We start from the raw sequence: 25,856 nt of genomic DNA on the forward strand, positions 1-25,856 counted from the left end.
TTAGTTATGCAATCGAAGAGATCATAGATGCAGATGTCGTTATTGTCACTCATTTACATCCTGATCATTTTGACGACGCGGCGATTGAAGCATTGCCGAAAACTATTCCTATTATTGCACAGTCTGAAGATGATGTCGCAGTCATCCGAAAAGCAGGTTTTCAAAATGTACAATCGATAGATCGTATTTCGTATATAGAAGGCATTAGCTTAACTAGAACAAACGGAAAACATGGCATTGGTGAAATTGGAAAGATGATGGGCGAGGTTTCTGGCGTTGTCTTTAACCATCCGGATGAAAAAACGCTTTATCTTGCAGGAGATACGATATGGTGCAACGATGTTGAAGACAGCATCAGACTGCATCATCCTGACGTCATCATTGTAAATGGAGGGGCTGCACAATTTCTTCAAGGCGATCCGATCATTATGACAAAAGAAGACATTTATCAAACCTATATGGCAGCTCCGCAATCGACCATTATCGTTTCACATATGGAAGCACTCAATCACTGCTTATTAACTCGAAGAGAATTACAAGCATTCCTTGATGAAAAGGAACTTTCAAAACATATTTTAATACCCATTGATGGTGAATCCATCACTTTTTAAATAAAAATCATTTGCCTCTGGCGTAATTAGGCTGTCGAGAAACTCTCGGCAGCCTTCAATATGTCAATTTATATAAAACCTACCGCCTAGTAAAGGATTCAAAGTACTTTACATCTAACTATTTTGTTCCATAACCTTATAAACACAGTTTCTTCCGCCTGACAAAATATGCTCTACGCGTTCGATCTGAACTTCACTGCCTAGCACGGATTGAAAGAGGCTTAACTCATTTTTACATAACCCGGCACAAGCAGCAGCAGCTTCACAGATCGGACAATGCTTCTCTATAAACAACAGGCTTCCATCGCCTAGATCCTTGATCTCAGCCATATAACCTTCTTTTGTGCGAATATCAGCCAGTTTCTCCAGTTTTCCAATTAGATGAGGTTCCCCGCCAAGTTGGAAAAGATATTGCTCCAGCATATTTTTATTTCGAACCGCCAGCAGCTTATCCAGTCCCTCGATTCCGAAAGCCTCTCTCATAGATTGAAGCAGACTAACTGACAATTCTGAATACCCGCTTGGAAAAAATCGATCAGCTTCAGGCGTCAATCTCCACAGCTTAGCCGGTCGTCCCATCGGACGAGCTTCTTCTTCATACGTAACTAATCCTTCTTCTTTCAGCGCATTTAAATGCTGGCGAATAGCCATTCCAGATAATAGAAACTCTGAGGCTAATGCCATAACATCCATACCACCCTGCTGCTTCAGCAGATTAATAATTCCTCTTCGCGTCTTTGTTGAGGAATCTTTGTTCGTTTGACTTCCACTCATTATAGGGACCTCCTTTTGAGGCAACTGACTCTATATCACTCTCTACATTTTAAATAAAAATGTTGACAAAGTCAAAGCCGAACGGTAGCCTGAACTTTATAATGAAATATGTTTACTAAGTATCCGGATATGGCGTATACATAAAAAATTTTGTTGGAGGTTAAAGGCAATGCCGAATCATCAAAGCATTTTCAGTCCGCGTTACTTTGCACTATCGATAGGAATTATTTTGTCAGTGATGGCAGTAGGATTTGAGGGCTTAGCCGTAACTACGATCGCTCCTTCCATCGCCGGTGATTTGAATGGCATTCATCTCTTTGGCTGGATATTCAGCACTTATCTGCTTGCTCAGATTGTTGGCACCCTGGTTGTCGGTCGTATTATTGATAAAAAAGGGCCAGCAGCACCGTTTACGATTGCACTTGTTTTGTTTATAGCGGGTCTGATTGCTGCAGCTGCTGCCAGCGATATGTTCGTTATGATTGCGGCGCGAGCGCTGCAAGGCCTTGGTGCTGGTGCGATGATGACTTGCGTATACACCGCTATATCCTTAAGCTATCCCGATGAATTGCGTTCCAAAATACTCGGTGCATTCGGTACAGCCTACGTCCTTCCGTCTATGCTCGGTCCATTCGTTGCCGGTTTGATTGCAGAACAGTGGTCTTGGCGATTTGTGTTCTGGGGCATATTGCCGATTATTGTTTTGTCAGCCATTCTTAGCTTGCCGGCTTTTAGAAAATTGAAGGTACAAGGTACAAGGGAGGGAAATGGTGCCGCCGCTACGTGGATGGCTTTATTTTTAACGATAGGTACTGGTATTTTCCTCGTTGGACTTGGCATGCTGCCCAAAATTACAGGAGCTGTATTAAGCATTGCCGGCTTAGCCGTCATGTCATATCCACTGCGCAAGCTGCTGCCTACGGGCACACTACTATTCCGAAGAGGAATGCCGGCTATTCTAGCAACGCGTGGACTTTTCTTCGCCGCATATGTCAGTACACAAAATTTTCTTGTGTTAGCTCTAATTGATATCAAAGGCATTAATCCCGCTCATGCCGGATTAATTGTTGCCAGCGCAGCACTCAGCTGGTGTCTCTTTGCTTATTTGCAAGGGCGCTGGGATACAGCAGACCAAGGCCGCGGGCGCAACAGAAGAATTATTTTAGGCGTGCTGCTGCTCACATTAGGTTTTGCTTTAGTCGTTTGGATTCCAAACGTAACGGTTGCCTTGGCTGTAATAGGGCAAATCATCGCAGGAATTGGAATGGGATTATCCCATCCAACGAGCGGTGCGGTTGCATTTGCCCATACTAGTGATGACGGAGCTGGCGAGACGTCCGCTAATCTGCAATTTGCAGATTCTTTCACACCGGGTGTGGTCATCGGTATAGGCGGCGCTATCCTTGTCGTTAGTCAGGCTGCCGGAATGACGTTGCAATCGGGATTGATTGTAACGATGGGATTTAATCTTTTGTTAATACTAATGAGTTTATTTGCAAGTATTCGTATTTCTTCTAAGAAACCAATGGCAGGATAAAACGCGATGAGAGGATCTGGAGGAGGAGAGATTATCTCAAGCGAATGAATGAGTGAGTTACTCTGTCAGTTAGTTCATAAAGAAGACGAGGAGCCTAATTGCAGGCTCCTCTTCTATCGTGTACGACATTAATATAAAGTTTTTGTAGCGCCTGCGTCATAGCTCAGCAGCTCATCTGTTCGATTGTCGCGTATTTTGGCTGCCCATTCTGGATCAGCAAGCAGTGCACGGCCTATGGCTACCAGATCAAACTCTTCCATTTCCAGTCTTTCAATTAAGCTGTTCAGAATGGCCGGCTTCGCTGCGTCCCCGCTGCTGCTTCTAAATTCATTGTCCAGCCCAACTGAGCCTACAGTTATCGTTGGTTTTCCTGTCAGCTTCTTCGTCCATCCTGCCAGATTTAGATGAGAATCCTTGAACTCCGGCTCCCAATATCGCCGCGTTGAACAATGGAAGACATCCACTCCCGCATCAGCAAGCGGCGTCAAAAATTGCAAAAGCTGCTGAGGTGTTTCCGCCAATTTGGCATCATAATGACCTGCCTTCCATTGTGAGAATCGGAATACGATTGGAAAATCTTTTCCGACTGCACGACGGCAAGCCTCAACTATTTCAACGGCGAAACGTGTCCTCGCTGCAAAATCACCGCCATAACGATCAGTCCGTTTATTGGTTTGGTCCCAGAAGAACTGATCGATCAAATAACCATGCGCGCCATGAAGCTCAATACCATCAAAGCCGATTCGTGCTGCATCTGCCGCTGACTGTGCGTAAGCTGCGATAACATCCCCAATCTCTTTCTCCGTTAGAGGCTCTGTTATTTTCTCACCTGATAGATTAAGTCCCGAAGGACCAATTGGCAATGCTTCGTTATTGGGGAGGTCGCCAATTTTGCGCGTTAACCCAACATGCCATAGCTGCGGAATAATTTTACCGCCGGCTTCATGTACTTCTTTTACCACGTTGGACCAGCCGCTCAGCGCAGCCTCTCCATGAAAGTGAGGCCAATTCGGACTTGCAGCAGCAGCCTTATGATCGATTACGGTTCCTTCAGTAACGATAAGACCAACGCCATTCTCCGCCCGCCGACGATAATAAGCCGCAACATCAGCCCCTGGAACTCCATTTGGGGAGTATCCTCTTGTCATTGGCGCCATTACAATACGATTGGCAACCTGCAAATTTTTGGAGACAAAGGGCTTAAATAAAGCTTCAACCGATGTTTCATTTGTGGTATTAGACATGTACATTCCTCCTATATATTGGATTTGAGTTTAATTAGGTTTGTGTACTATAGATACTATCATGAATTACCGTGTATTCCCAGCACTTTACTTATTTTCAATGCTATAAAACCGAAAACCTTTTAATCTAAAATAGCCCTCTGATGGTATAATGGAAAAGGAATCCAAATAAAACAGTTGTCCAACAGGAGGGTTTGTATGGATTATCTTCGAGATTACACTATGTATGCAGCTATATTTGGCATGTTTAGTTTCAGTTGGTTTGGCTGGGCACAAGAAAATCCTAGAGCGAGTTGGCGCAAATACATTGGCATAGCTTCTGGCATTGCACTTCTAGTATGCTTGGCAGGCGTCTACCTAAGTATAACGAACTGGGACGCACCCTCCGCTTTGTCTAATCAATCATCTTTCAAAAACTATTTGATTTCGGTATATACTGAGATTATTTTGGCTGGTGCGGGTGCTTTTGTATTTATAAAAACAAAACGCAGCAAATACGTTTCCCCTTGGATTGCCTTTATTGTTGGTATTCATTTTATTAGTTTGAAACATGTTTTCAATGATCCCAGCTTATATGTACTTGCTGCGTTGTTGGTTGCCGTTTCCATCAGTACGTTATTCATATCTCCAAAGCTTAAGGTAGCCCATAGCGCAATTACAGGTATTGGTTCTGGTACCGTTTTATTTTGCTTCGCACTTTTAGGCTTGATTCGATATTTCTTGGTCTAATACGAGCCAAAACAACCATAACTGCATCTCTGCTGTTATGGTTGTTTTTTTTATTTATTTTCTATTTATTAAAATGGCGCAGCTTCTCTGGATTCATGACGATATAAATGTCCGAAATGACGTTGTCTTTGATATGGAAGGTAATAACCGAAAACGTAAGCTGACCAGACTTAATCACAATGCCGCTATTTCCATTTAGTTCAACAACATCACAAGTGAAATCTGAAGGAACTTCCGGCCTAATCGCCGTAAAATAACGGATAATAAGATTTTGCCCAACAATCGGACGCAGAGCCGCATTTGTTTTGCCGCCTCCATCCGTATACAATACTGTTTCCGTGGAAAGAATCGCCAGCATGCGATTGATATTGCCAGAAATGATCGCGTTTACGAATTCCTCCATCATAGGACTAGCAATCTCCTGCGGAGCCAATTTACTGCTGGAAGAGGACCCTATGCTTTTTTTTGCCCTATAAAAAATTTGCCTACAGTTTCCGCTGCTCTTATCGAGAATAGCGGCAATATCTTGAAATGGATAATGAAATAACTCTCTTAGTAGAAAAACAACACGCTCTACGGCGGTCAGCTGCTGCAATAACAGCAAGTATGCGGTAGACAACATTTCCTTCGAAATGTATAGTTGGAGCGGATCGTTTGAGTTAACACCACTCGTAACGAGAGGCTCTGGCAGCCATGGCCCCACATACAATTCCCGCTGCCTGCTTGTCGAATTCAACTTATTCAGGCATTTATTCGTAACTACTTTGCACATATACGCTTTAATAAACTGAATATGATCAGACTGATCTTCATGCAAAGAGATAAACGCGTCCTGAACAATATCCTCCGCATCCGCGACACTGCCCATCATTTGATAAGCGAGCGAAAATAATAACGGCTTCAATTCAACATAAAGCTGTTCCGTATTCACATGTCACTCCCATTCATACCTTTATGTTGTTTAATTACGGCTTGTGCGGCTCTTCTAGCGCCAGCAAGCACAGCATCTACCAAAGTTTCTCCAACATGACCGGTCCAATCTCCTGCAACATAAAGACCTGGGATTTCCGGAACTTCCGGCCCTGGATAAATGCCATTCTTATCAATAGAAGCAAAATCATGAGCAACCGTTATATTCGGTAAAAACTGACGGGCAGCTTCTACTTCGCGCCATCCCGGCTGCATAAGATCTAGCGCTTGCTCCAAGTGCTGTTCATCCTCTTTGGGATAGCTCGTATTTTCTCCAAGCTGCTTAATCATATGAATGACGACAGAATCCCCATCGTCGTTATGGCTCGCAACGGAGGTTGGGTTGTTATAAAAAATAGGAGCATCCAACCAGAAGCCAGCGATGAAGGACGCGCTTGGATTCGGTAGACGATGCAATACAAGATCCAAACAAGCCGCTTTTATCGTATGCGCTTGCTCCTTCCAATTAGAAAGCAGGTTCTGATTAGCGTCCTTTACAAGCTTGCATGCATCTCCTAGACCAGCGGCCACGATGACAGACGAAATCACCAATGACTCACCATCCGTAAAACTGACTCGCAAACCCTCTTTGTCTGGTACAATTCCAACTACTGAACGACCAGTCACAATCGTAACCGAGGCTTGCTCTGCTTTTTGCTTTAGCGCATCTACAAGATTTGCCCACCCCTTTTCAATATAAAATGCCTTTCCGCCAAACGTCCGCTGCAATTGCTTCACAGCGATTGAGGCTATTAGCAGCTCTGGGTGCGGTACAAAGGTGTTCATCCGACAAATCGAATAAATAACATGCCTAATCATCGGATCTTGAACTTCCTTTTCAGCCCATTCTCGGAATGTTACCCTTTCGAGTTTCGTTGTATCGATTTTAGCTAATTTCATCATAAACCGTGCAAGCTCTATTTTCCCAGTAAACGAGAACAATTTAGATGTCATCAATTGAACGGGTCCAGTTGGCAAAGGAAACACTTTATTGTTCCATATTGCGGCCACTGATGGTGGTGGATTGGCACCTTTTAGCTTAACATCAAGCTCTTTTAGCACTTCCTCGCCTACCCCATCCTGATAGAAAGCATGCACACCCAGGTTGAGATAAGCTCCTTTCTTTTTCACCGTTAATGCTCGCCCGCCCAATCGACTGGACTTTTCGACTAGCAGCACGCGTAATCCTGCTTTAGCCAAATAAATAGAAGCTGTCAGACCAGACAAACCGCCGCCAATAATGACAGCGTCATAGGCTGTTTTGAGCTCATTCATAATGATCACCTCATGTTTTTGCTTATATGACAAATAACAAAGGTGTTTTGTTACAGAAAAGTATTCATTTTTCTGCCCTGATCAGTGCTTAAAATGAGAATACTACGATCCTCCCACTTTTCTTTGGATAATTTAACGTTGGTTTGTTGGGTAAGAGGCAAGTTGTCGGTTAAACTCGCTCAGGCAAAAAAAGATTATTGAAATCATTTTCATTATCGTTATACTATCAATATAACGTCGGTCGTGAAGCACACGCCGCTTTGGCACATTATGCCCTTTTATGGGTGCATATGTGTTGAAGCGGCTTTTTCGTTTTTACCACCACTGATTGAGAGGATGAAAACTGCGATGTCAAGATTTGAACAAGCTTATGAGGAATGGATGCATTTAGCCATTGCCCAAGAACAAAATCATAGAAGACGGGAATTACTCGAGAAAGGACTTGGCCATGGCACTCTTGAATTTTTACGTTCCGTTTGGTTTCCTGCTGTAAAAAATTTCAACCATCTTTATCCTGAATGGGAAGTTCGTGATTTCAACAATGGATTTCGTTATCTGGATCTAGCTTATATGCCCAGCGGTGATGTTAAGGGAGGGATTGAAATACAAGGTTATGGACCTCACGCAAGAGACTTGGATGTGAGGCGGTTTAAGGACTTATGTTGGCGGCATTGTTTATTAGCACTTGATGATTGGGTATTTTTACCGATTGCCTATTTATCCATTATCGATGAACCGAAGCGCTGCGAGCAGCTCGTTCTTTCTTTTATTGGGAAGTTTATCGCTATGGATGCTCCTTGTGATTTGACTTGGCTAGAAGCAGAAACATTCCGTTATGCAAGGCGACTATTTCGTCCATTTTCACCATCGGAACTCGGATCCCATCTAGCAATAACTGACCAGCATGCACGGCGAATTCTTCACATGCTAGTCGATCTCCAGCTATTAACTGTAGTCAGCGGCAATCAACGTTATCGAACATACGGCTTACGAACCCAGTAACTCTTATCCTCAGCTATTGACTGTGGTCAGCGGCAATCAACGATATCAGAAAAATGGCTAACGAACCCAGGAACTCTTAACCCAGGCTATTAACTGTGGTCAGCAGCAATCAACGATATCAGACAAATGGCTAATGAACCCAGTAACTCTTATCACAGGCTATTGATTGTGATCAGCAGCAATCAACGATATCCGGCATTTGGCTAACGAACCCAGTAACGCTTATTTGCTCAAAATGTAACGATTTATTTTTCTTACGAACCTCACATTCGTTATTTCGAGTAAAACAGCTCATTTCGCGCTGAATATGATGCGATAACACCAATAGGGTTCGTTAAAATAAAAAAGATGTAGTTTTCTCCAACATAAGCGCACTACGGTTCGTTAGAAAGATCTGATGGATACAATTCGTTTACTCTTCAATCTTATATAGAGGGGGTGAAGCTAGGTGTTCGCCCCTTTACTAAAAAGGTTACATCGTTTACTCGGCATGTAATTACAGAGGGAATGGTAATCAACCTATGAATTACAGCAGAGTATGCGATGTGAATCCTCCATAATCTAGTCAATTTCAGTTACATACTGTTCTCATATTCAGCAGCAATCAACGTCATTAGATTAGCTACTTAAGAACTCTGTAACTTGTATACCCAACTTCTTACTGTACTCAGCCGAAATCAACTTTAGGGGACATCCAGCTAACGAATCCAGTAACGCTTATTTGCTAATAATGTATCAACTTATTGTTCTTACGAACATCACAATCGTTATTTCGAGTAAAACAGCTCATTTTGCGCTGAATATGGGTCGATAACGCCAATGGAGTTCGTTAAAATAAAAAAACCTTAGTTTTCTCCAGTATAAGCATAGTACGGTTCGTTAGACAGGTGCCGCCTTTCGTTAAAACAAATAATCCTTAGTTTTCTCCAATATAAGTATGGTACGGTTCGTTAGACAGGTGCTCATCATTCGTAAAAACACATAACCCCAGTCTTCGATAATATAAGCACGCTACGGTTCGTTAGACAAAATAAACACGTATACATTCCGTCTATCCTATAATCTCTCCTATATGTAAATCGTAGCATATTGTGTTTGGTCACATTTAATAGTGACCGACCGATGAAATACGACTTGTATGTTGACACTTTTCTACTTCATTCAGTCCAAAATGTTACTTAAAATGAGTCTGCATTCATTCGGCTAATCCTAAAAACGCTGCAGAGTTTTCATTTGCCTTCATTCTCCATAAGAACGCAGCCAAGCTTATTCGTTCAGAGTCTGTATAAAGCCACTGTTTTCTTCTAGACAACAAGAGAAAAGTGAGCTACACTTTGTTAGAATTTGGCAAGATCATGAGGAGAATGGAGCAGGTTGAAGATGCGTATTGCCGCAGATATGAAACGTTTTTTGCAGGTGGATGGTGCAGGCAGGATGCTTTTCACCTTATTTTGTTATGGCATCGGCATGGGCATTCTAGCACCGATGAATGCAATTTATTTAAGTGAGAGCATCGGGCTTTCAAAGAATGAAGTCGTATCGATCTTCGTTGTGTCGCTGCTGCTCAATATGGGAACTACGATTACAGTTGGACTGTTAAGTGATAAGCTGCGCAGCAGAAAGAGACTGGTCATTGCCGCTGCTTTGTTATGTCTCGTCGGTTTGTTCATTTACATGAACGCAGAAGGTTATGTCCAGGCACTGATCGGCATGTGTGTTGTGAGCGCTCCGTCCGGACTCATTATGGGACAATTGTTCGCTATATCTCGGAATCATTTTGCTAGACTTGCCGGGGATATTGTGGAGATGGCACAAATTTGGCTGCGCGCAGGGTACAGTGTTGGTTTTTTTTGCGGTTTGCTGGCAGGAGCGAATTTGTATTTGATTGCTACGTTTCAAGGTGTATTATGGGGCAATTTTGCAGGTTACGCAATGCTCGTTATCCTGCTGTTGTTCTACCGGGAACACTCTGAAGAGAAAAAACAAGCTAATATGGGGGCGAGCGAACCTTTTTCCCTCATTATGCTAATCGCTCTACTGCTGCTTGCATGCGCAGATGCCATTCGCGGATTGTATTTGCCGCTTGTTGTAAAAACGTTGTTCGGCAAGCCGGAATATATGGCATATATTTGGAGCTCCCAAGCCGTATTCGAGCTGTTGTTCATGACCATCGCCGGTTATTGGGCGGCGAAATACGGCAGCAAAATAATTATTTTAATCGGCGGCTTTGGGGCGCTTATTACTTATACGATTTATGCCTTGCACTCGCCATTGATCGTTTTTTTCCTCATTCAGCCGATTTATTCTTTTTTTGTATCCATCTTGTACGGAGTAGCGATGGGGTATGTGCAGCGCATGTTCGCAGGCCGGACCGGATTCGGCGCTAGCTTGTACGTTTTCATTTCACTAACGGCATCATTAATCGGATATTTGTTACCATTATTTATCGAAGGGTACGATCCATCCATATTCGTCATTCCAATTGCGCTAGTCTCTATTTCAATAACGATTATGTCTATCGTGCTGATAAGGGAACGTCGTCTGTCACAGCTGCCTCAATAACAAAACAAGCCTTGAGCCCAATCGGGTTCAAGGCTTGTTCTTTGTTGCACAATGAACCTCAACAATCACTTTTCAACCCCGCAATTAACGGTAAGTTGGATTTACGACGCCAATTGCACGCTCCACACTAAACTTGCCGTTCTCATAGGCCAAATACTCATTGCCTTTCACATGAAAAGGAATCTCTTGATTATTATAAATCATTGCACCCTGAATCTCACGCACACTCATACCAATGATCCCCTTCAATTGACCCTCACGATCGGTAATCACGCGAATGCCGCTTGGAAAACGGATGAAGCTTTCTCCATTCCGATACAACTCCGACCCCGTCTGCAAATTTAACAGTTCATAGGTAACACCATCCACGATTCGGCTGTAGCCTGTCTCACCAGTAATCTCTTCTCCATGATCCATATTGTAGGGTACAAGTCCCGTAAACCATAGTTCGCCGTCTGGTCTAGGCAAAATACCGCATAAACGCTCTACATAATCCAACAGGCACAATATCGATGGAGAATACGCCTCAGTAAATCCCTCGTCTCCCGTCCATGGGCTAACCGCCTGCGCAAAGCGGGTTGCTTTGGTAAATGAAGCTAAGATCGGGTACATCACCCAAGTGAGTTCAACGTGACGTCCATGATGCTCGAAAGCATGAGGTGCGCGAATCAAGCTAAGGAAGTTCGATGCGCCTCCCCAGCTATTGTAGCTAGAGAACGGATCAAAGCGCGGATCGTCCATAGCCATCGAAGTAAATGGATATTTGGCAAAAAATTTGCTTGTATTCAATAAATAACGTCTGAGCATCGTATCAAAAAAAGCCTGATCCCCTACTTCGCATGCCATTACGCGCAGCAGCACATCCGATTGTACTCGCACAAGCTCGTCGTTTCGGTCTCGATCATAGAAGAAATGATCCTCTTCATCAAAGCAATAACGATACAAGCTCTCTAAGCTCTCTTCGGCTTTCGCTAGCCAGTGCTGCTTGCTAGGAAGCCCAAGCTCTTCTGCAATTCGAGCCATGTAAAGACGTTGACAATACACATTTGCGGTTAAATCCGGCGCCAAAAAAGGTAATATCGGAGAATCAGGATTCATTTGCGCCGCATCATTAAAATGAGGGGTGTCAGGGACATGCCAGAACCGCGGTGAAAGATCATGCCCCGTATCAAAAGTACTGAATGCCTCTACACAACCTGTTCCACGGGTATTTCGGTACTGAACCAGCCACTCATCGTAGCTTGCCATCGCAGTATACATCGTTTGCAAAAACGGCTTCCCCGCTTGATTCAGCTTATAGTGGTTCCATATACTGCGTGCAAGCGGCGTCACGAGCTGAATCTGCCGAAATGCAGCACCATGCTCCGTTACTTTATAGGGCAACAAACCATCCTCACGCTGGTGCACGGCAAACGAGCGGAAAGTTGCATCCGATACGGATGGTATAAAGCGAGAAAGCAGCTCAGCATTAATCGTTCCTGTACTTTCCAGCCAACAGCCGAGATAGATTCCTCCTTCTTGCAAAATCGGCTCTTCGCCGCCCGTTGGAACAATACAATCAAGCAGTTTGCGCACTGCTGCATAATAGACCTGCTCAAGCTTGCCTGAACGTGTAGTAAAACGTATTCCGGATTGCTTCCATTCCTCAAGGCTATTTTTATGAGATGGAATCTTCAACTCGCCAATCTTCTCATCTATAGACAGCTCTCGAAGCTGCTTCAGCAATGATTCGCTCATCCTAATCGCCTCGCTTTTCCGATTTAAATGCTTTCTCGACTAAATGTAAAACAGACTGCCGCGAGGCAGCCTGTCTATTAATGCATTGCTAATCCCAACTCACAGGAAACTATTGATTGTTTTTGAATATTTTCAGAGTGCCATTATAAAAGTCCTTAACAGCCACTTCTACGCTCTTGCGTCCGAAACCAATTTCATACATCGTCGATTCGGCAAGCTTGGAATATTCAGAGAAGCCCGGAGGATTGTAGCTGACCGCAAACGGCTCCTTGTTTGTCGCTTCTGAAACGCGGCTCGTGTAGTCATAAACTATTTTCTCTACGCTGTTTGCGCTAGTTTCAAGAAGCTTGCGGTTAGCCGCAACCACTGGTACACCGCGATCATTGCCTAACAATTTAGCAACATCGGGATCATTAATGAAGAAACTCAACAACGTCGCTACCTCGTTTGGATGTTTGGTCTTGGCATAACCCGACAAACCTTGGCTTGACTCGAACACTACGCCTGTTCCCTTCTCGCCGCGCGGCAGCTGTACCATAATCAGCTCATCTTGCGTAAGTCCTTGCAATGCTGCCAATTGATTGGACGGAATTAAGCTCATCGCTACTTTTCCTGTGACAACTAATGATTTACTTGTATCGCCGGGAGGATTGGATACTTGCAGCTCGGAAGGGACAACACCGCCGGCTTTCATCGTTTCATCCCAATATTGGAACCATTTTAACACGTCAGCCTCTTCGAAGCCCAGCGTCCCTTTATCCATATCATAAAGCTGTTTACCTTGCTGCTTCAGTCCGATATCCATTCCATCAATGGACATGTTGTAAGTACCATAGACACCGCTGCCCAGTTTGTCCGAGATCTCTTTGCTGATTCGTGCAAAGTCTTCCCAATTCCAACCATCCTCAGGAACGGGAAGGCCCGCTTTCTCGAACATCGTCTTATTCACAACGACTCCGCGTGCATTAGCACCAGCAGAAATATGAAGAAGCTTGCCGCCGATCGTGCCGTAATGAATCATCGATTGATCCATATCGCTTAAATTAAGCTCTTTATCCACGTATGGAGAAAGATCTAGAAGCACTTCCTTATTCGCATAATCGACCACATTTCCTCCTAAGAAAAAAATGTCTGGCGCTGTGCCGGAAGCAAGCTGCGTATTAAGCTTATCGAAATAACCAGTGGATGGGGCAAACTCGCCAACAACCTTAATGGATGGGTTTTTCTCTTGGAAAATTTTCAACGCCTCGTTCGTAATATCCGCCCTCTTTTGATCTCCCCACCACATAATGCGCAGTTCTACTTGTTTTGCTTCACTTGACTCATTTCCGTTTTTCTCTTTTTCATTGCTTGATCCTCCACTGCCCGTACCACCTGAGCATGCCGCAGTGAACACCATTAACATTCCTAAAGCCAAAATAAGCAACCGCTGTTTCATTTTGATTTCCCCCAATACTCTATTATGAATTCGCTTTCACTTATGATGCTACCCTGATTTCCGTTTATACGGAATTTCATTCCTTCGGGTATTCATTATCAATTTTTTCGGTTATCAAGAAAGAATACACATTATCATTTCAAACCGGTAGTTGCGATGCCATCTAAGAAATAGCGTTGAAAAATAAGGAATATTAGCGTGATTGGCACAAGCGACAATGCCGACATGGCAAGCAGCGCGCCCCAATCCGATTGACCAGTAGGATCAAATAAAGAACGAATTCCCAGCTGCACTGTAAACAGCTTAATATCACTCAAGTAGATCATTTGGCTGAAAAAATCGTCCCAGGACCAAATAAATGTGAAAATAGCGGCGGATATCAAAGCGGGTACTAAGAGCGGAATGATAATGCGGAAATAAATTTGCCGCGGACTGCAGCCGTCAATCGTCGCACTTTCATCCAGCTCTCTCGGAATTCCGCGGATAAACTGCACCATCATGAGAATAAAAAAGGAATCATGCGCCAGCCATTTTGGCAGAACGAGCGGAAAATACGTATTGATCCATTGCAGCTCATTATAGATGACGTATTGCGGAACAAGCGTCACATGATAGGGAAGCATAATCGTCACCAGCATTAACGAAAACCAAAGCTTCTGAAACTTGAAATTCAAGCGCGCGAACGCAAAGGCTGCTAAGGAGCACGTAATCACATTGCCAAGCACGCTCAGAATCGATATCAGCCATGAGTTTGCAAAAAACTTACTAAATGCGATTCCCTGAAAGCCGCGCCAGCCGTTAATGTAATTATCCAGAGTGAATGAGCTTGACCATAATCCCGGCTGTGTAAAGATCAGCTCATTAGGCTTAAAAGAGCTGCTTATTAACCATAGTACCGGGTAAAGCATGGCAATGCCAAAGATGATGATGATCGTATGTTTAGTTAATCCGTTTAACTTTCTCACTTGCATAGCTGCCTTACCTCCCTTCCTTGCTGTCACCGTAAAATACCCAATATTTCGATGTTGCAAAAATAATGGCTGTAAACGCCCCGATGATCAGCAGCATAATCCAGGCTAACGCGGATGCATAACCCATATCGAAGAACGAGAAGCCTTTCATATACAAGTACAGGGTGTAGAACATAGTCGCATCAAGCGGGCCTCCACGGCCGTCGCCAATGACAAATGCAGGTGTAAACGCTTGAAAAGAATTAATAATGCTCATCACAAGATTAAAGAAAATAACGGGAGAAATCATGGGAAGCGTAATGCGAAAAAATTGACGCGCCTTGCCTGCTCCATCTACTTGAGCTGCCTCATACAGATCAAGTGGCACTTGTTTAAGGCCTGCAAGGAAGATTACCATCGCTGAACCAAATTGCCATACGGACAATGAAATAATCGTATAAACAATGTAGCTCGGATGGGAAATCCATGAAGGTCCTTGAATGCCGAACCAGCCAAGAAACTGATTCACAAGGCCGCTGCCATCAAAAATCTGTCTCCACACAATCGCAATAGCGACACTGCCCCCGAGCAACGAAGGGATATAGTACACGGTGCGGTAAATGCCTAGCGCTCGAATCCCTTTGTTTAGAACCATAGCGACCATCAGCGCAAAAGCAAGACGCAGCGGAACGGAAATGAACACGTATTTGATTGTAAGCCACAAGGAATTCGAGAAGGTTTCGTCATCTTTAAAAATGTTAATATAATTTGAAAAACCAATCCATTTTGGCGACGTTAATAAATCATACTTCGTGAGCGACAAATAAAACGATCCAAGCATTGGACCGAGCGTCAGGCAGAAAAACCCGATCAGCCATGGCAGCAAAAAGGTATATGCGGTTAAGTTATGCTGATTGCTAAGCGGCTTGAGGCTTTTTCTCATCATGAATACCCCTCTCTTATTGATGTAGTTCCATCATAAGGGAGGGGCTATGAACATAGAATGCTAATTCTTTGGGTGTTCACTATCATTTTTTTCAGATTTTAATTCCGATTGCTGCTGACGATAATCCGATGGAGTCATTCCGTACATCCTTTTAAATTTGGAGCTGAAGTAGCTTGCATTGGAGAATCCAGTAAGCTCTGCAATATCCCAAAGGTTCAGCGTTGTTGTTTTTAGCATCCGAACAGCCTCAGCAATTCGCACCTCATTCAAGTAGTGAATAAAGGTTTTGCCTACTTTAGCTTTGAACATTTCTGAGAAATAAGATGAATTATAATTGTACTTCTCTGCTATCATCGTCAAATTCAATTCATACATATAGTTCTCGTCAATAAACTGCTTAGCTGCCAAGATCAAGGATGGATCGCTTTCCTGAGAGTCGCTTTGCCGCTTGCGCTCGATTTTAGCTGCAATTCGCATCAGAAACCGCTCCGCTTTCTCTACTGTATCGAGTCCAAGTGTCATTTCCGGCCTTAGCCAAAGCTGTTCGCCGCTCTCCAAAGTGATTTGCGATTCATGCGCAATGGTCTCAAGCATCAAGTAAAGCTGGAAAATCAATTTGACAAAACGAAGCTGCGATTTCATTCCGCGCTGTAATTCTTGTCTAATCGCTGCTTCAAACGATGAAAGCTCTCCTCGAATTAAATACCGCTCAATAACCTTAATGGTATGCTCAGGTATAGCCGTATGCCCCTCAGAAGCGGGAGCTAGTCCAGCAACTTTGCCGTATGGCATGTTCCATGCCAGCAAAGAGCTAATATAACCTTCTTTCCACTGCTTAAATCCGCTTACCGTTTGACCGGTACCTATTTTAATTTCAAAGGCCATATACTTATTTACGCTTTGAGTCAGAAACTCAGCAAATTCCCGCTCCAATTCATGATCCGCAGCGATTACAAAATGCATGAGGCCAGGATAATTGGTATCACGAAAAACCTCCATCTTCCCTTGGAACTTGTCTGCGCATTCTCTTGATATGATATCGAACGGCAATCGAAACTTGTCCGGCGTACGGTCGACCGAAGTGTTGGATTCCCCTCGCTCCCATAGCCCTGCTGTTATAAACCTAACCTCACGTTTATCCCATGAATCCAGCTCAAACAATCGGGAACGATCTTTTATAGTACTTTCCTGCAAAATCTCTTCCTTTACGAGATGAACGATAAAATGCTCTTTCATTTCCTTATAATATTGGGAGAGCCGCCACTGCGTCATAGCCGCCTGATCATGGCTTTGCCTGTCCTTGTCCAGTTCCTTCTTTACGTTTGAAAGCGTGTCGGTCAATTCTTTTCTAGCAACAGGTTTTAACAAATACTCGCGAGCCTGATTGCGAATGGCTGCTTTCGCATAATGAAAATCCTCATAACCTGTAATGACGATTAGGCGCAGCGATGGGTACTGCTCGTGACAGGAATCTAAAAATAACATACCGTCCATCACAGGCATGTTCATATCTGTAATCACAATATCAATAGCCTCTGCCGAAAGCCTCTCGAGCGCTTCGACGCCATTAGAGGCTTCCCCTGCAATGATAAGTCCAATACTGTCCCAATCCACCTTAAGCTTTAGACCCTGACGGATCTCGGGTTCATCATCCACGATTAATACTTTATACATGTTGGTGTTCCTCCTGTGCTGGTAGTATGAGCTCTATCGTTGTACCCTCGCCAAGCGTAGAATCGATGCGGACCTCAAATAGTGATTCGTAGTAAAGACGGCAGCGTGCAAGAACATTTCCTAGACCAATTTGGCTGCTCCGGCTGGTAAGAATTTGCTCCAACTGAACGGATTCCGATCGCTCCAGCAGCTTCTTCTGCTGCTCGCTTGTCATCCCCGGTCCGTTATCTGACACGATTAGATGAACCCTTCCCGCAGCATGGCTTACCCGTATGCGGACGATTGCCTCGGATTGATGCATAAAGCTGTATTTAACGGCGTTTTCTATCAACGGCTGGAAAATAAATTTTACCGTCGACAATCTTAAAAGGTCGCCTTCCTCCTCAATCGTTATGTTCAGTTGATCACCGAAGCGAATTTTCAAGATCGACAAATAATAGTGCACATAAACAAGCTCTTCTTCCAACGGAACGAGATCATCGCTAATTTTAAGAGAGAAACGCATCATTTTCCCTAGTGATTCTATAACTTCAACCGTATCATCCGTCCGTCGCTGTATGGCTAAGCTGCTCATGAGCTCCAGCGTATTAAACAGAAAATGCGGATTAATTTGCATGAGCAGCGCTTTGTATTCCGCTTGCTGCCTAAGCAGCTTTAGCTCGAACTCGGTTTTGATATGCTGTCGCAATTTCGAAACCATGTTGCGGAATGTTTCAGTTGCAAAACCCACTTCATTGCGCACCCTCTTCTCAGGCGCCAACCGGCTCTCGGCAAGGACAAAATCGCCTCTTTGTACATGCCGCATTGCGAGCACCAGCCGTGAAAGCGGCTTCGTAATTCCATGCGAGAACCAAGTCGCCAGTATCAAAGACACAATTAACAAGACAGCCGCAACGATTAGAATCGTGCTTCGCAGACGAAAGAGCTGTGAATACAAATCTTTCTCTGATACGAACCCAACAAGCATCCAGTTCGTTTTCGGCAGTTTTTTGTATACTAAAATTTCTTTTTCTCCGCTTAAATTATTTAAATAAACGACGCCCTGCTTCCTCCAGCCTGTCCGTAAATCGTCAACCTGCCGTACCATCTCCGAATGGGCTCCGTATTCGTTCTGGGACAGCATTGGTTTGCCATGCTGATCTAATAAATAGATCGTTCCGCTCTCCCCAAGATGGATTCTGCCTAGCGGCTCCAGAAAATAGTCAGCGCTTACATTAATCTTCATCACACTTTTTGTCAGTGAAGGCTCAAATGAACTGATCGGCATCAACATACTGATTACCGGATGTTTGTTGTTATTTCGCAGCTCTGCGACATCCGTATGAGCCGGAATCCAGTATTGATCCTCGTTTTTAAAATCGAGATACCACTTTTCCTTCAGAAAGGAATCGTTAGACACAACTAAATTGCCGCTGCTGACCCACATGCCATCCTGACGATAGACGGCGACACCAGAAACACTGGAATAACTGTTCGTTGTCTGCGTCAAAAACTGGCTCATTCGGTAATGGGAAAGATTTTTTTCTCCCTCCGTGGATGCGGAATCAGACGCTACTGCATCCCAATTATTCGTAATATCGCTATTAAAAACGATAGAGGCTAAATCATAGATTTGTGTTTGAACCATATCAATGTAAGACCCGTATTCATCCATTTTCTCCAGTGCTGAAGATTCAATGTAAGAGCGAATAATGGAACGGGACTCATTAAATAAAAGAATGGACAGTGTGACGAAGGATAAAACGAATAGTAAACAAAAGATTGCAATCAAACGACTTTTCAACGAATAAAACATAGCCAGTCCCCTCTCATGCCAGCCTTTCTTCTAACGATGTTTAGCCCTGGTAATAAATCTAGGAATAAAGTTGCTGCAATCCCCTCTTCTTTAAACCTATTATAGTCGTCAATCTCATACATGCAATAAAATATAACAGGTAAACAGAATAGACATTAGCTCCTACTCTCCTCCCAATCCAATGGCAACCGAATATCTTTTCCTCAACAGGGAAAAGATGTAATCATTCGACACTTCACTTCGGATAGGAGACTCGCATGCGGAAATCGCCCAATTTTTCACCTAATCACACTTCATCCGACAAGCCATCTTACCCGAACATTTCTCCCCATTTGGAAGAAAACTTGAACGCGATCGAAGGTTTTTTTACCAACTGCAAAGACTTGATAATACATCGTTGGAGTTATGGACAGGGCTTGGAGCAATCAGCCTTTACCGTCTACTTCGATACGCTAACTAAAACGACCGTTACGAATTTCGCAAAGGATACGCTGCAAAATCTGGTGCCGCATGAGCTTGGTCCTGCCGAGACGGTAACAATAAAAGATGTTATCCATTATTTTGAGAATCATGGCATCGCTTCGCCAAACGTTGAGCTTATGAGCGAAATGGAGCAAGTCGTCAGAGGCATTCTGGACGGCAAAGTCGTCATTTTTTTTGACGGATGGCCTAAGGCTATCGCCTATTTTGCCTTTGATGTCGAGCAGCGTCAAACCTCAGAGCCCATCACGGAGCCTACCGTTCAAGGCCCGCATGTCAGCTTCATTGAAAGCTTGGACCGCAATATCGGTGTCATTCGAAGCTTGCTGAAATCGCCCGAACTTAAATTTGAGTATTTTATATCCGGGGAGAAGGTTCACAGAAAAGTGTCCTACGGCTATTTGGAAGGCGTCGTAAAGCCGGAGACATTAGAAGCGTTCAAGCAAAAGATTGAGGGTATAGATCAAGAAGAAATGATAGATATTTCCTTTCTGGAAGAGTGGGTTAATGATTCCAACTACTCCCCTTTTCCGCAAGTTCGGTATACGGAGCGCCCGGATACGACGGTTACTTCTTTGCTGGATGGCAAAATCATTGCATTAGTCGATGGAAGCCCTTCGGTTCTTATCTGTCCAGGGAAATTCATTGAGTTTTTTACAAACAGCGAGGATTATTACTATCGGACGATTTTTTCTTCGTTAATTCGATTGATTCGACTGGCTGCGTTCCTCATAGCGCTCATGCTGCCCAGCACTTATATCGCGTTATCAACATTCCACTCCGAACTCATACCGACGGTTCTTCTGCTAGCCATTTTAGATACACGGGAAGGCATCCCCTTCCCGGCTATGATTGAGGCGTTGATTATGGAGTTTTTCTTTGAGCTGCTGCGGGAGGCCGGCATTCGTCTGCCTCGGCCAATCGGTTCGGCCGTCAGCATAGTTGGGGCGCTGGTTATCGGCCAAGCAGCTATTCAATCACAGATTGCATCTCCGGTCATGGTCATTGTCGTGGCCTTGACGGGCATCGCTTCCTTTGCGCTCCCTCAATACAACATGGCCATCGCACTGCGGATTCTGCGCTTTCCGTTAATGTTTCTCGCAGCGACGTTTGGAGGGTTAGGCATCATGGTAGGCTTAATTCTCATTTACATTCATCTAGCAACTTTGCGATCCCTAGGTGAGCCCTATCTAGATTCGTTTGCTCCACTGGATTTGAAAAGGCTGCGAGATGCGATTTTCGTGCTGCCTAGACGATTGCTAGTTCATTCGCCTCGGAGTCGACATTTACATAAAAAATCTGCAGGAAGGAAGAAATCATAGTGAAGCCACTCCTCTCCTTTCTCGCTTCATTTCTTGTGCTTTGCTTGATTACTGGATGCTGGGATAATAATGAACTGGACGAGTATGGCTATGTGCAAGCGATATCGATTGATCGAGGCGAGGGTGATTTTGTTGATATTACAACCCATTTTTATAACCCTTCCAGCAAAATGCAATCCGATCCAGCAACGAGTATAGCAGCCAAAGGAATTAATATTCGTACAACGGGAGAAACCTTCTTTGAAGCGATGCGAGAGATCCCTGCAAAATTCGGACGTAAAGCCAAATGGGATCATATGCGTGTCATTATCATCGAAGAGAATTTAGCCAGGACGCTGAACATCCGTGAAGTGCTTGATTTTTTCTCAAGAGACCATGAGCCGCGGGGCACGATTCTTCCCATCATAGCTGAGAAATCGGCGGCGGCATTTCTCGATATTAAACCGTTTATCGAGCAAACCATTGGTCAACAGTATAGAAAGATGGAGACGACCGGAGCTCTCTATTCCGCGAAAACGTCTAACCTTCCGCTATATGATCTCGCTATTCAGCTAAGCAGCCCCTCCAAAACCTCTGCTATGCCTTACCTGCATAAAAAGAGCTTGGATAATAAAGCGTCAATTTCCGGGGTCGCTTTGATTCAAGACGGGAAAATGGTAGGAGTTCTTACGGAGAAAGATACTGAAACGCTGATGATGCTGACAGACAAATATAAGTATGGAGTATTTGAGTTCCCTTGCATGAATCATGAAAAAAAGAAGCAGATCTACAACAAAGAATCGCTTGAAATCATCAACTTCAACAGTCAATTGGTTTCGAAAGTGACAGATGAGAACGTAACCGTCGACATCCATATGACGATTGAAGGTACAACCGGAGAACTGCGATGCTCAGACCTGAAAACCAAGCAAGATATGGAGCGTTTTGAACAAACGATTAAGGAGCAAATCGAACATCAGATTCAACATGCAATCCGTACCTTTAAGGCAAAAAAAGTTGATGTGCTCGGAATCGGCAATCAAATTTATCGGAACAACCCGAAACTATGGAAACAATTAGAACCCATTTGGGATGATAAGCTTGCTCAAATGCAATTTCAAACCCACGTTCAAGTTCATGTGTTAAGTACGGGCATGAACGCAGGTACGATTTTTGGGAAAAAGGAGCACTAGCTGTGTTAGGAAAATTCATCTGCGTCCTGCTGTTAGCATCCGCTATGCTGATCCATGACATCCCGAAAGTGAAAACCGCAAGCAAACGAGATCGGCTTGTGTACATAGCGATGTTGGCGCCGCTCCTCTATCTTGCTGTTATCTTTTTAATAGCTAAGCCATGGCCTAACCTCGATATGATTTTTAATTTATTTACCGAACCGGCTAAACTATTCATTCGTTGGCTCAATCCCTTGCATACGTGAGTTTTATAAAATTTGGAGGAGACCCCATGAAACAAAAAGAACGTATCAGTTCGATTCAAATGTCCATGCTGTTCCTTTTTTTCATGACAGGCTCCTCCATCGTCATTGTCCCTGCGCCCTTAACGAACATTGCAGGCAATGGAGCATGGATCTCTCTTCTCATTGCCTCGGCGATAGGCATGCTTTTGCTGGCTGCTATTCTTTATTTAAACCGGTTAGCCCCAGAGCTTTCGTTGGTTGAGCAAGGCCGCTCCGTACTGGGAAAGGGACTCACCTTCTTGGTATTGATCCCTTTCACCTGTGTATTGCTTTGGAATATTTCGGGCGTTGTCATTGAAATCGGAATCTTCTTCAAAAATACGATGATGAAAGAAACCCCTACCTATGCTGTAAGCACATTGTTTTTCATTATGATCGGAGTAACAGCGATGGCAGGAATCGAGGTTCTTGCTCGGATGGCTGCTGTATTAATGTTTCTGATGTTCGGCTGTATTGTTCTTATCTGGATTCTAGTGTCAAACCTGTACAACCCGCAATATCTGCTCCCTGTGATGCCAGATGGAATTGGACCAATCCTGAACGCCTCTTATGTAGTTTATGGTTTTCCCTATTCCGAGATGGTCGTATTTTCGGTCATCTTATCGTTTGTACGCAAGGATGAGAACGCTCAACTGCGTAAACATATGTACTTTGCGCTTGTTATCAATTCCTTGACGCTAATTGCCTCGGTCATAAGCAGCATTATGGTACTGGGACCACTGTCCGGTGATTTGAAATACTCCTTGTACCAACTAGCCCGGCTAATATCGTTTCAGGAGGTAATCGAGCGAATTGAATCCATCATCGGATTCTCGCTCATCATCGGCTTTTATTTCAAAGCTTCTATTCTTCTGCTCATCCTGATCAAAATGTTGAAAGAACTTCTAGGCTTGAAAAATGAACGCTTGGTCGTATTTCCCTTAGCATTCATTTGCCTCATGCTGTCGTTAACCACCTATACGAAGGAATCTCAATTGGAGGAGTTCGTCAATGTGACATGGCCGCTGCTCAATAATCTTGCCTATACCTTACCCGTTCTTCTGATTTTAGTGCTCACAGTGATTAAGCATCATAGAAAACGGAGGAAGAAGCAATAGTTGTCATTGACTTGTTATTCAAGCTAGCAATTAATAAAAAAAGAGGCAATCCCATCGGTCACTTAAGACCTTCTGGGACAACCTCTAGAATTGATTTACCGCTTAATTATGACTGAATTTCGTTTACGATTTGACGGAGAGCCTCTTCGAGCGGCGTGACTGGACGACCAAGTAGCTTCTGAAAATCATTGCTTTCCACTTCCAATGCTCCATCGCGAATCGCACTTTGTATCTGAACCAGGATAGGAACAACCGGTTCAGGTACGCCTGCACTGCTCATGATGCCGGCATAAGTAGCATCATCCACTTGTTGAACAGGAATTTCCCGTCCCAAGACAGCGGCAAGAATGGAAACCAGTTCTTCTTGCGTCGCAAGCTTGCCGGACAACTCATACACGGTATTCTCGTGGCCTTCGCCAGCGAGGACCGCCGCAGCTGCCACTGCATAATCGCGACGCGTTGCCCAGCCTACTTTGCCTGAACCCGCTGATGTCAGCCAAGGCGCACCTCCAAGGACCGCTTGAATGCTGCTGATCTCGTTCTCCAAATACCAGTTATTGCGCAGGAAGGAATAAGGAATTCCTGTGTTCTTAATAGCTTCTTCCGTAGCGCGATGTACTGGTGCAAGAAAAAGCGAGCTCTCGCTTGCATTTCCTACACTGGTATATGCAATAAAACCAACATTAGCGCGCTGAGCGGCTGCTATGGCATCCGCATGCTGACGAATTCTCGTTTCGTTATCGCCGTCAGTGGACACGATCAATAGACGGTCGATACCCGCGAACGCTTTGTCTAACGTTTGTGGCTGGTCAAAATCCCCATGACGTACATCCACGCCCCGCGCACGAAGGTGTTCGGCTTTCTCCGGATTGCGGACGCTGACAGCCAGATTCTCTGCCGGTATAGTCTCCAATAAAGTCTCTACAACAATTGCTCCAAATTTCCCTGTTACACCTGTCACCAAAATTTTCATCGTAATTCCTCCATTTAGTTTAATGTATTATGATTGCCCTTTAGTTATAACCACTTTGGTTACAACTTAGGTATAAAAAAAGCTCTATGAGCTTTTTTGTTACACAAAATGAGCTGCGAGCTGGCTTAAGTTTACTTGAGCTAGCCTTTGTTCCATCGCAGATTGAGCTTCCTTCATTTCCAAACGAAGAGCTGCTTCAATGTTTCGGCCAACCGGACACTTTGGATTCGGATTATCATGAAAATTAAACAGTTGACCATCCTCAATGACTTCCACGGCACGGTAAACGTCCAAAAGTGTGATCTGATCCCGATCTCTCAGCAAGGAAGCGCCCCCGACTCCTGGCCGAATATCCACCAAGCCAGCCTTCTTGAGCATTCCCATAATTCTGCGGATAATGACAGGATTCGTATTCACGCTGCCTGCAATATAATCACCTGTACAATCATTGGAGCTGACGGCGATTAGAGAAAGGATGTGGACAGCAATGGAAAATCTGCTACTAATTTGTTTCACTTAGCATCACCACCGTTGTAACCATTGTAGTTACTACGAAGCAGATTGTCAATCCTTTAGAAGAAGATAAGCTTATTATATTCAAAATAAGCTTTTTTAGCCTGCCAAAGCAATTTTCATTTGCATAAGAAAAAAATTTTTGATAATATAACTGACGAACGTTCGTTAATGTGAGGTGATCTTATTGAAAAGCCAAGAAATTAAAGACATTGCTTTAAAATTTTTCACAATTCATGGGTATGAGGGTGCATCTCTGTCTCAAATTGCCGACAATGTCGGAATGAAAAAACAGTCTCTCTATGCTCATTTCAAAGGAAAAGATGATCTGTTCCTACAAGTATTACAAGATGCTAAAGAAGCAGAAGTCTCATCGAAGCTAAACTATTTCAGTAAAGTGGGAACCCAAAATCCTAAAGAGGATTTATTTGGATACCTGCAATTAGTCATTGATTTGTTTCAACAGAGCGAGCAGTTGAAGTTTTGGCTGCGTATGTCTTTTTTTCCGCCTCTCCATTTGGCGCCAGCCATTAATGAGGAAGTATTCGATTCGGAAAATAAGATTCAAACCGTACTCGAAGGCAAATTTCATGATTGGATCGCGGCGAAAGCCATTAGGGAAGATATAGCCTCCATCCCTACACTTGCTTTCTTAGGTGTAGTTGATTCCATGATGTTAGAGCTTGCTTATGGGAATAATGAAAAACGTCTACAGGATAAATTAAATGCCTCATGGACTGTATTTTGGAGAGGTATTTCACAGCTATGATTT

The 25,856-nt window shown here is 43.9% G+C and carries 22 protein-coding genes; 10 read left to right on the top strand and 12 right to left on the bottom strand.

Translation table 11 applies throughout. The features are described 5' to 3' along the window. Window positions 1-23: 23 nt before the first annotated feature. Window positions 24-611, top strand: coding sequence for an MBL fold metallo-hydrolase (locus AC0VYE_RS23665; RefSeq protein WP_475449709.1), 588 nt, complete (start codon window positions 24-26; stop codon window positions 609-611). A gap of 114 nt (window positions 612-725) precedes the next feature. Here AC0VYE_RS23665 and AC0VYE_RS23670 read toward each other — a convergent pair whose 3' ends face one another. Continuing rightward, entirely contained in the window at window positions 726-1,385 is a 660-nt protein-coding gene (locus AC0VYE_RS23670) for a helix-turn-helix transcriptional regulator (protein ID WP_076270508.1), read from the bottom strand. 169 nt (window positions 1,386-1,554) lie between these two features. Here AC0VYE_RS23670 and AC0VYE_RS23675 point away from each other — a divergent pair, with 169 nt between their 5' ends. Next, complete coding sequence (locus AC0VYE_RS23675; RefSeq protein WP_475443075.1) at window positions 1,555-2,922, top strand: MFS transporter; 1,368 nt, start codon at window positions 1,555-1,557, stop codon at window positions 2,920-2,922. A 128-nt stretch (window positions 2,923-3,050) separates the two neighbouring features. On the opposite strand, the gene AC0VYE_RS23680 is transcribed toward AC0VYE_RS23675, so the two are convergent. Further along, window positions 3,051-4,166 carry an NADH:flavin oxidoreductase gene (locus AC0VYE_RS23680; RefSeq protein ID WP_475443076.1) on the bottom strand — a complete coding sequence of 372 codons (1,116 nt, stop codon included), beginning with the start codon at window positions 4,164-4,166 and terminating at the stop codon, window positions 3,051-3,053. A 198-nt stretch (window positions 4,167-4,364) separates the two neighbouring features. On the opposite strand from AC0VYE_RS23680, the gene AC0VYE_RS23685 reads away from it, so the two are divergent. Further along, window positions 4,365-4,895, top strand: coding sequence for a hypothetical protein (locus AC0VYE_RS23685; RefSeq protein WP_475443077.1), 531 nt, complete (start codon window positions 4,365-4,367; stop codon window positions 4,893-4,895). A 61-nt stretch (window positions 4,896-4,956) separates the two neighbouring features. Here the strand turns inward: AC0VYE_RS23685 and AC0VYE_RS23690 are convergent, their stop codons facing one another. Continuing rightward, window positions 4,957-5,826 carry an RNA polymerase sigma-70 factor gene (locus AC0VYE_RS23690; RefSeq protein WP_475443078.1) on the bottom strand — a complete coding sequence of 290 codons (870 nt, stop codon included), beginning with the start codon at window positions 5,824-5,826 and terminating at the stop codon, window positions 4,957-4,959. Then, complete coding sequence (locus AC0VYE_RS23695; protein ID WP_475443079.1) at window positions 5,823-7,139, bottom strand: phytoene desaturase family protein; 1,317 nt, start codon at window positions 7,137-7,139, stop codon at window positions 5,823-5,825. Before AC0VYE_RS23695 ends, AC0VYE_RS23690 begins: the two co-directional genes overlap by 4 nt. A 348-nt stretch (window positions 7,140-7,487) precedes the next feature. On the opposite strand from AC0VYE_RS23695, the gene AC0VYE_RS23700 reads away from it, so the two are divergent. Further along, complete coding sequence (locus AC0VYE_RS23700) at window positions 7,488-8,141, top strand: transcriptional regulator (RefSeq protein WP_475443080.1); 654 nt, start codon at window positions 7,488-7,490, stop codon at window positions 8,139-8,141. Window positions 8,142-9,521: 1,380 nt separating this feature from the next. Continuing rightward, the gene (locus tag AC0VYE_RS23705) at window positions 9,522-10,703 is read left to right on the top strand and encodes an MFS transporter (RefSeq protein WP_475449711.1); all 1,182 of its coding nucleotides are present in this window, start codon (window positions 9,522-9,524) and stop codon (window positions 10,701-10,703) included. An 84-nt stretch (window positions 10,704-10,787) separates the two neighbouring features. Here AC0VYE_RS23705 and AC0VYE_RS23710 read toward each other — a convergent pair whose 3' ends face one another. The 6 genes from AC0VYE_RS23710 to AC0VYE_RS23735 all read right to left on the bottom strand — a co-directional run bounded on the left by AC0VYE_RS23710 (window position 10,788) and on the right by AC0VYE_RS23735 (window position 19,243). After that, window positions 10,788-12,440 carry an MGH1-like glycoside hydrolase domain-containing protein gene (locus AC0VYE_RS23710; RefSeq protein ID WP_475443081.1) on the bottom strand — a complete coding sequence of 551 codons (1,653 nt, stop codon included), beginning with the start codon at window positions 12,438-12,440 and terminating at the stop codon, window positions 10,788-10,790. 109 nt (window positions 12,441-12,549) lie between these two features. Beyond that, window positions 12,550-13,878: an ABC transporter substrate-binding protein gene (locus tag AC0VYE_RS23715; RefSeq protein WP_475443082.1), complete on the bottom strand. Its 1,329-nt coding sequence runs from the start codon at window positions 13,876-13,878 to the stop codon at window positions 12,550-12,552. A gap of 134 nt (window positions 13,879-14,012) precedes the next feature. Continuing rightward, a complete protein-coding gene (locus AC0VYE_RS23720; RefSeq protein ID WP_076270500.1) occupies window positions 14,013-14,849 on the bottom strand; it encodes a carbohydrate ABC transporter permease in 837 nt (278 codons plus the stop codon). A 7-nt stretch (window positions 14,850-14,856) separates the two neighbouring features. After that, window positions 14,857-15,771, bottom strand: a complete 915-nt coding sequence (locus tag AC0VYE_RS23725) for a carbohydrate ABC transporter permease (protein ID WP_076270536.1) — start codon at window positions 15,769-15,771, stop codon at window positions 14,857-14,859. A gap of 63 nt (window positions 15,772-15,834) precedes the next feature. Beyond that, window positions 15,835-17,448: a response regulator gene (locus tag AC0VYE_RS23730; RefSeq protein ID WP_076270499.1), complete on the bottom strand. Its 1,614-nt coding sequence runs from the start codon at window positions 17,446-17,448 to the stop codon at window positions 15,835-15,837. After that, a complete protein-coding gene (locus AC0VYE_RS23735; protein ID WP_475443083.1) occupies window positions 17,441-19,243 on the bottom strand; it encodes a sensor histidine kinase in 1,803 nt (600 codons plus the stop codon). The genes AC0VYE_RS23730 and AC0VYE_RS23735 overlap by 8 nt, the downstream gene beginning before the upstream one ends. 257 nt (window positions 19,244-19,500) lie before the next feature. Here AC0VYE_RS23735 and AC0VYE_RS23740 point away from each other — a divergent pair, with 257 nt between their 5' ends. From AC0VYE_RS23740 to AC0VYE_RS23755, 4 genes are read left to right on the top strand one after another with little or no spacing between them, the layout of a single operon-like run. Then, a complete protein-coding gene (locus AC0VYE_RS23740) occupies window positions 19,501-21,045 on the top strand; it encodes a spore germination protein (protein ID WP_475443084.1) in 1,545 nt (514 codons plus the stop codon). Further along, a complete protein-coding gene (locus AC0VYE_RS23745) occupies window positions 21,045-22,217 on the top strand; it encodes a Ger(x)C family spore germination protein (RefSeq protein ID WP_475443085.1) in 1,173 nt (390 codons plus the stop codon). The genes AC0VYE_RS23740 and AC0VYE_RS23745 overlap by 1 nt, the downstream gene beginning before the upstream one ends. A gap of 2 nt (window positions 22,218-22,219) precedes the next feature. Beyond that, complete coding sequence (locus tag AC0VYE_RS23750; protein ID WP_076270496.1) at window positions 22,220-22,462, top strand: hypothetical protein; 243 nt, start codon at window positions 22,220-22,222, stop codon at window positions 22,460-22,462. Between the two features lie 26 nt (window positions 22,463-22,488). Next, window positions 22,489-23,598 (top strand): GerAB/ArcD/ProY family transporter, encoded by a 1,110-nt coding sequence (locus AC0VYE_RS23755; protein ID WP_475443086.1) that lies wholly within the window; start codon window positions 22,489-22,491, stop codon window positions 23,596-23,598. A gap of 106 nt (window positions 23,599-23,704) precedes the next feature. Here AC0VYE_RS23755 and AC0VYE_RS23760 read toward each other — a convergent pair whose 3' ends face one another. Both AC0VYE_RS23760 and AC0VYE_RS23765 read right to left on the bottom strand, forming a co-directional pair. After that, window positions 23,705-24,571: an SDR family oxidoreductase gene (locus tag AC0VYE_RS23760; protein WP_076270494.1), complete on the bottom strand. Its 867-nt coding sequence runs from the start codon at window positions 24,569-24,571 to the stop codon at window positions 23,705-23,707. A 99-nt stretch (window positions 24,572-24,670) separates the two neighbouring features. Continuing rightward, window positions 24,671-25,087 carry an Rrf2 family transcriptional regulator gene (locus AC0VYE_RS23765; protein ID WP_475443087.1) on the bottom strand — a complete coding sequence of 139 codons (417 nt, stop codon included), beginning with the start codon at window positions 25,085-25,087 and terminating at the stop codon, window positions 24,671-24,673. Between the two features lie 175 nt (window positions 25,088-25,262). On the opposite strand from AC0VYE_RS23765, the gene AC0VYE_RS23770 reads away from it, so the two are divergent. Beyond that, window positions 25,263-25,853, top strand: a complete 591-nt coding sequence (locus AC0VYE_RS23770; protein ID WP_475443088.1) for a TetR/AcrR family transcriptional regulator — start codon at window positions 25,263-25,265, stop codon at window positions 25,851-25,853. Window positions 25,854-25,856 lie beyond the last annotated feature (3 nt).

The organism is Pristimantibacillus sp. Z349TD_6 (assembly GCF_056173205.1).

Bases quoted from the DNA above. Each gene is read 5' to 3' on its own strand.
- AC0VYE_RS23670 (WP_076270508.1), bottom strand. From the start codon at position 1,385: ATGAGTGGAAGTCAAACGAACAAAGATTCCTCAACAAAGACGCGAAGA.
- AC0VYE_RS23675 (WP_475443075.1), top strand. From the start codon at position 1,555: ATGCCGAATCATCAAAGCATTTTCAGTCCGCGTTACTTTGCACTATCG.
- AC0VYE_RS23680 (WP_475443076.1), bottom strand. From the start codon at position 4,166: ATGTCTAATACCACAAATGAAACATCGGTTGAAGCTTTATTTAAGCCC.
- AC0VYE_RS23685 (WP_475443077.1), top strand. From the start codon at position 4,365: ATGGATTATCTTCGAGATTACACTATGTATGCAGCTATATTTGGCATG.
- AC0VYE_RS23695 (WP_475443079.1), bottom strand. From the start codon at position 7,139: ATGAATGAGCTCAAAACAGCCTATGACGCTGTCATTATTGGCGGCGGT.
- AC0VYE_RS23700 (WP_475443080.1), top strand. From the start codon at position 7,488: ATGTCAAGATTTGAACAAGCTTATGAGGAATGGATGCATTTAGCCATT.
- AC0VYE_RS23705 (WP_475449711.1), top strand. From the start codon at position 9,522: ATGCGTATTGCCGCAGATATGAAACGTTTTTTGCAGGTGGATGGTGCA.
- AC0VYE_RS23710 (WP_475443081.1), bottom strand. From the start codon at position 12,440: ATGAGCGAATCATTGCTGAAGCAGCTTCGAGAGCTGTCTATAGATGAG.
- AC0VYE_RS23715 (WP_475443082.1), bottom strand. From the start codon at position 13,878: ATGAAACAGCGGTTGCTTATTTTGGCTTTAGGAATGTTAATGGTGTTC.
- AC0VYE_RS23720 (WP_076270500.1), bottom strand. From the start codon at position 14,849: ATGCAAGTGAGAAAGTTAAACGGATTAACTAAACATACGATCATCATC.
- AC0VYE_RS23725 (WP_076270536.1), bottom strand. From the start codon at position 15,771: ATGAGAAAAAGCCTCAAGCCGCTTAGCAATCAGCATAACTTAACCGCA.
- AC0VYE_RS23730 (WP_076270499.1), bottom strand. From the start codon at position 17,448: ATGTATAAAGTATTAATCGTGGATGATGAACCCGAGATCCGTCAGGGT.
- AC0VYE_RS23735 (WP_475443083.1), bottom strand. From the start codon at position 19,243: ATGTTTTATTCGTTGAAAAGTCGTTTGATTGCAATCTTTTGTTTACTA.
- AC0VYE_RS23740 (WP_475443084.1), top strand. From the start codon at position 19,501: ATGCGGAAATCGCCCAATTTTTCACCTAATCACACTTCATCCGACAAG.
- AC0VYE_RS23755 (WP_475443086.1), top strand. From the start codon at position 22,489: ATGAAACAAAAAGAACGTATCAGTTCGATTCAAATGTCCATGCTGTTC.
- AC0VYE_RS23760 (WP_076270494.1), bottom strand. From the start codon at position 24,571: ATGAAAATTTTGGTGACAGGTGTAACAGGGAAATTTGGAGCAATTGTT.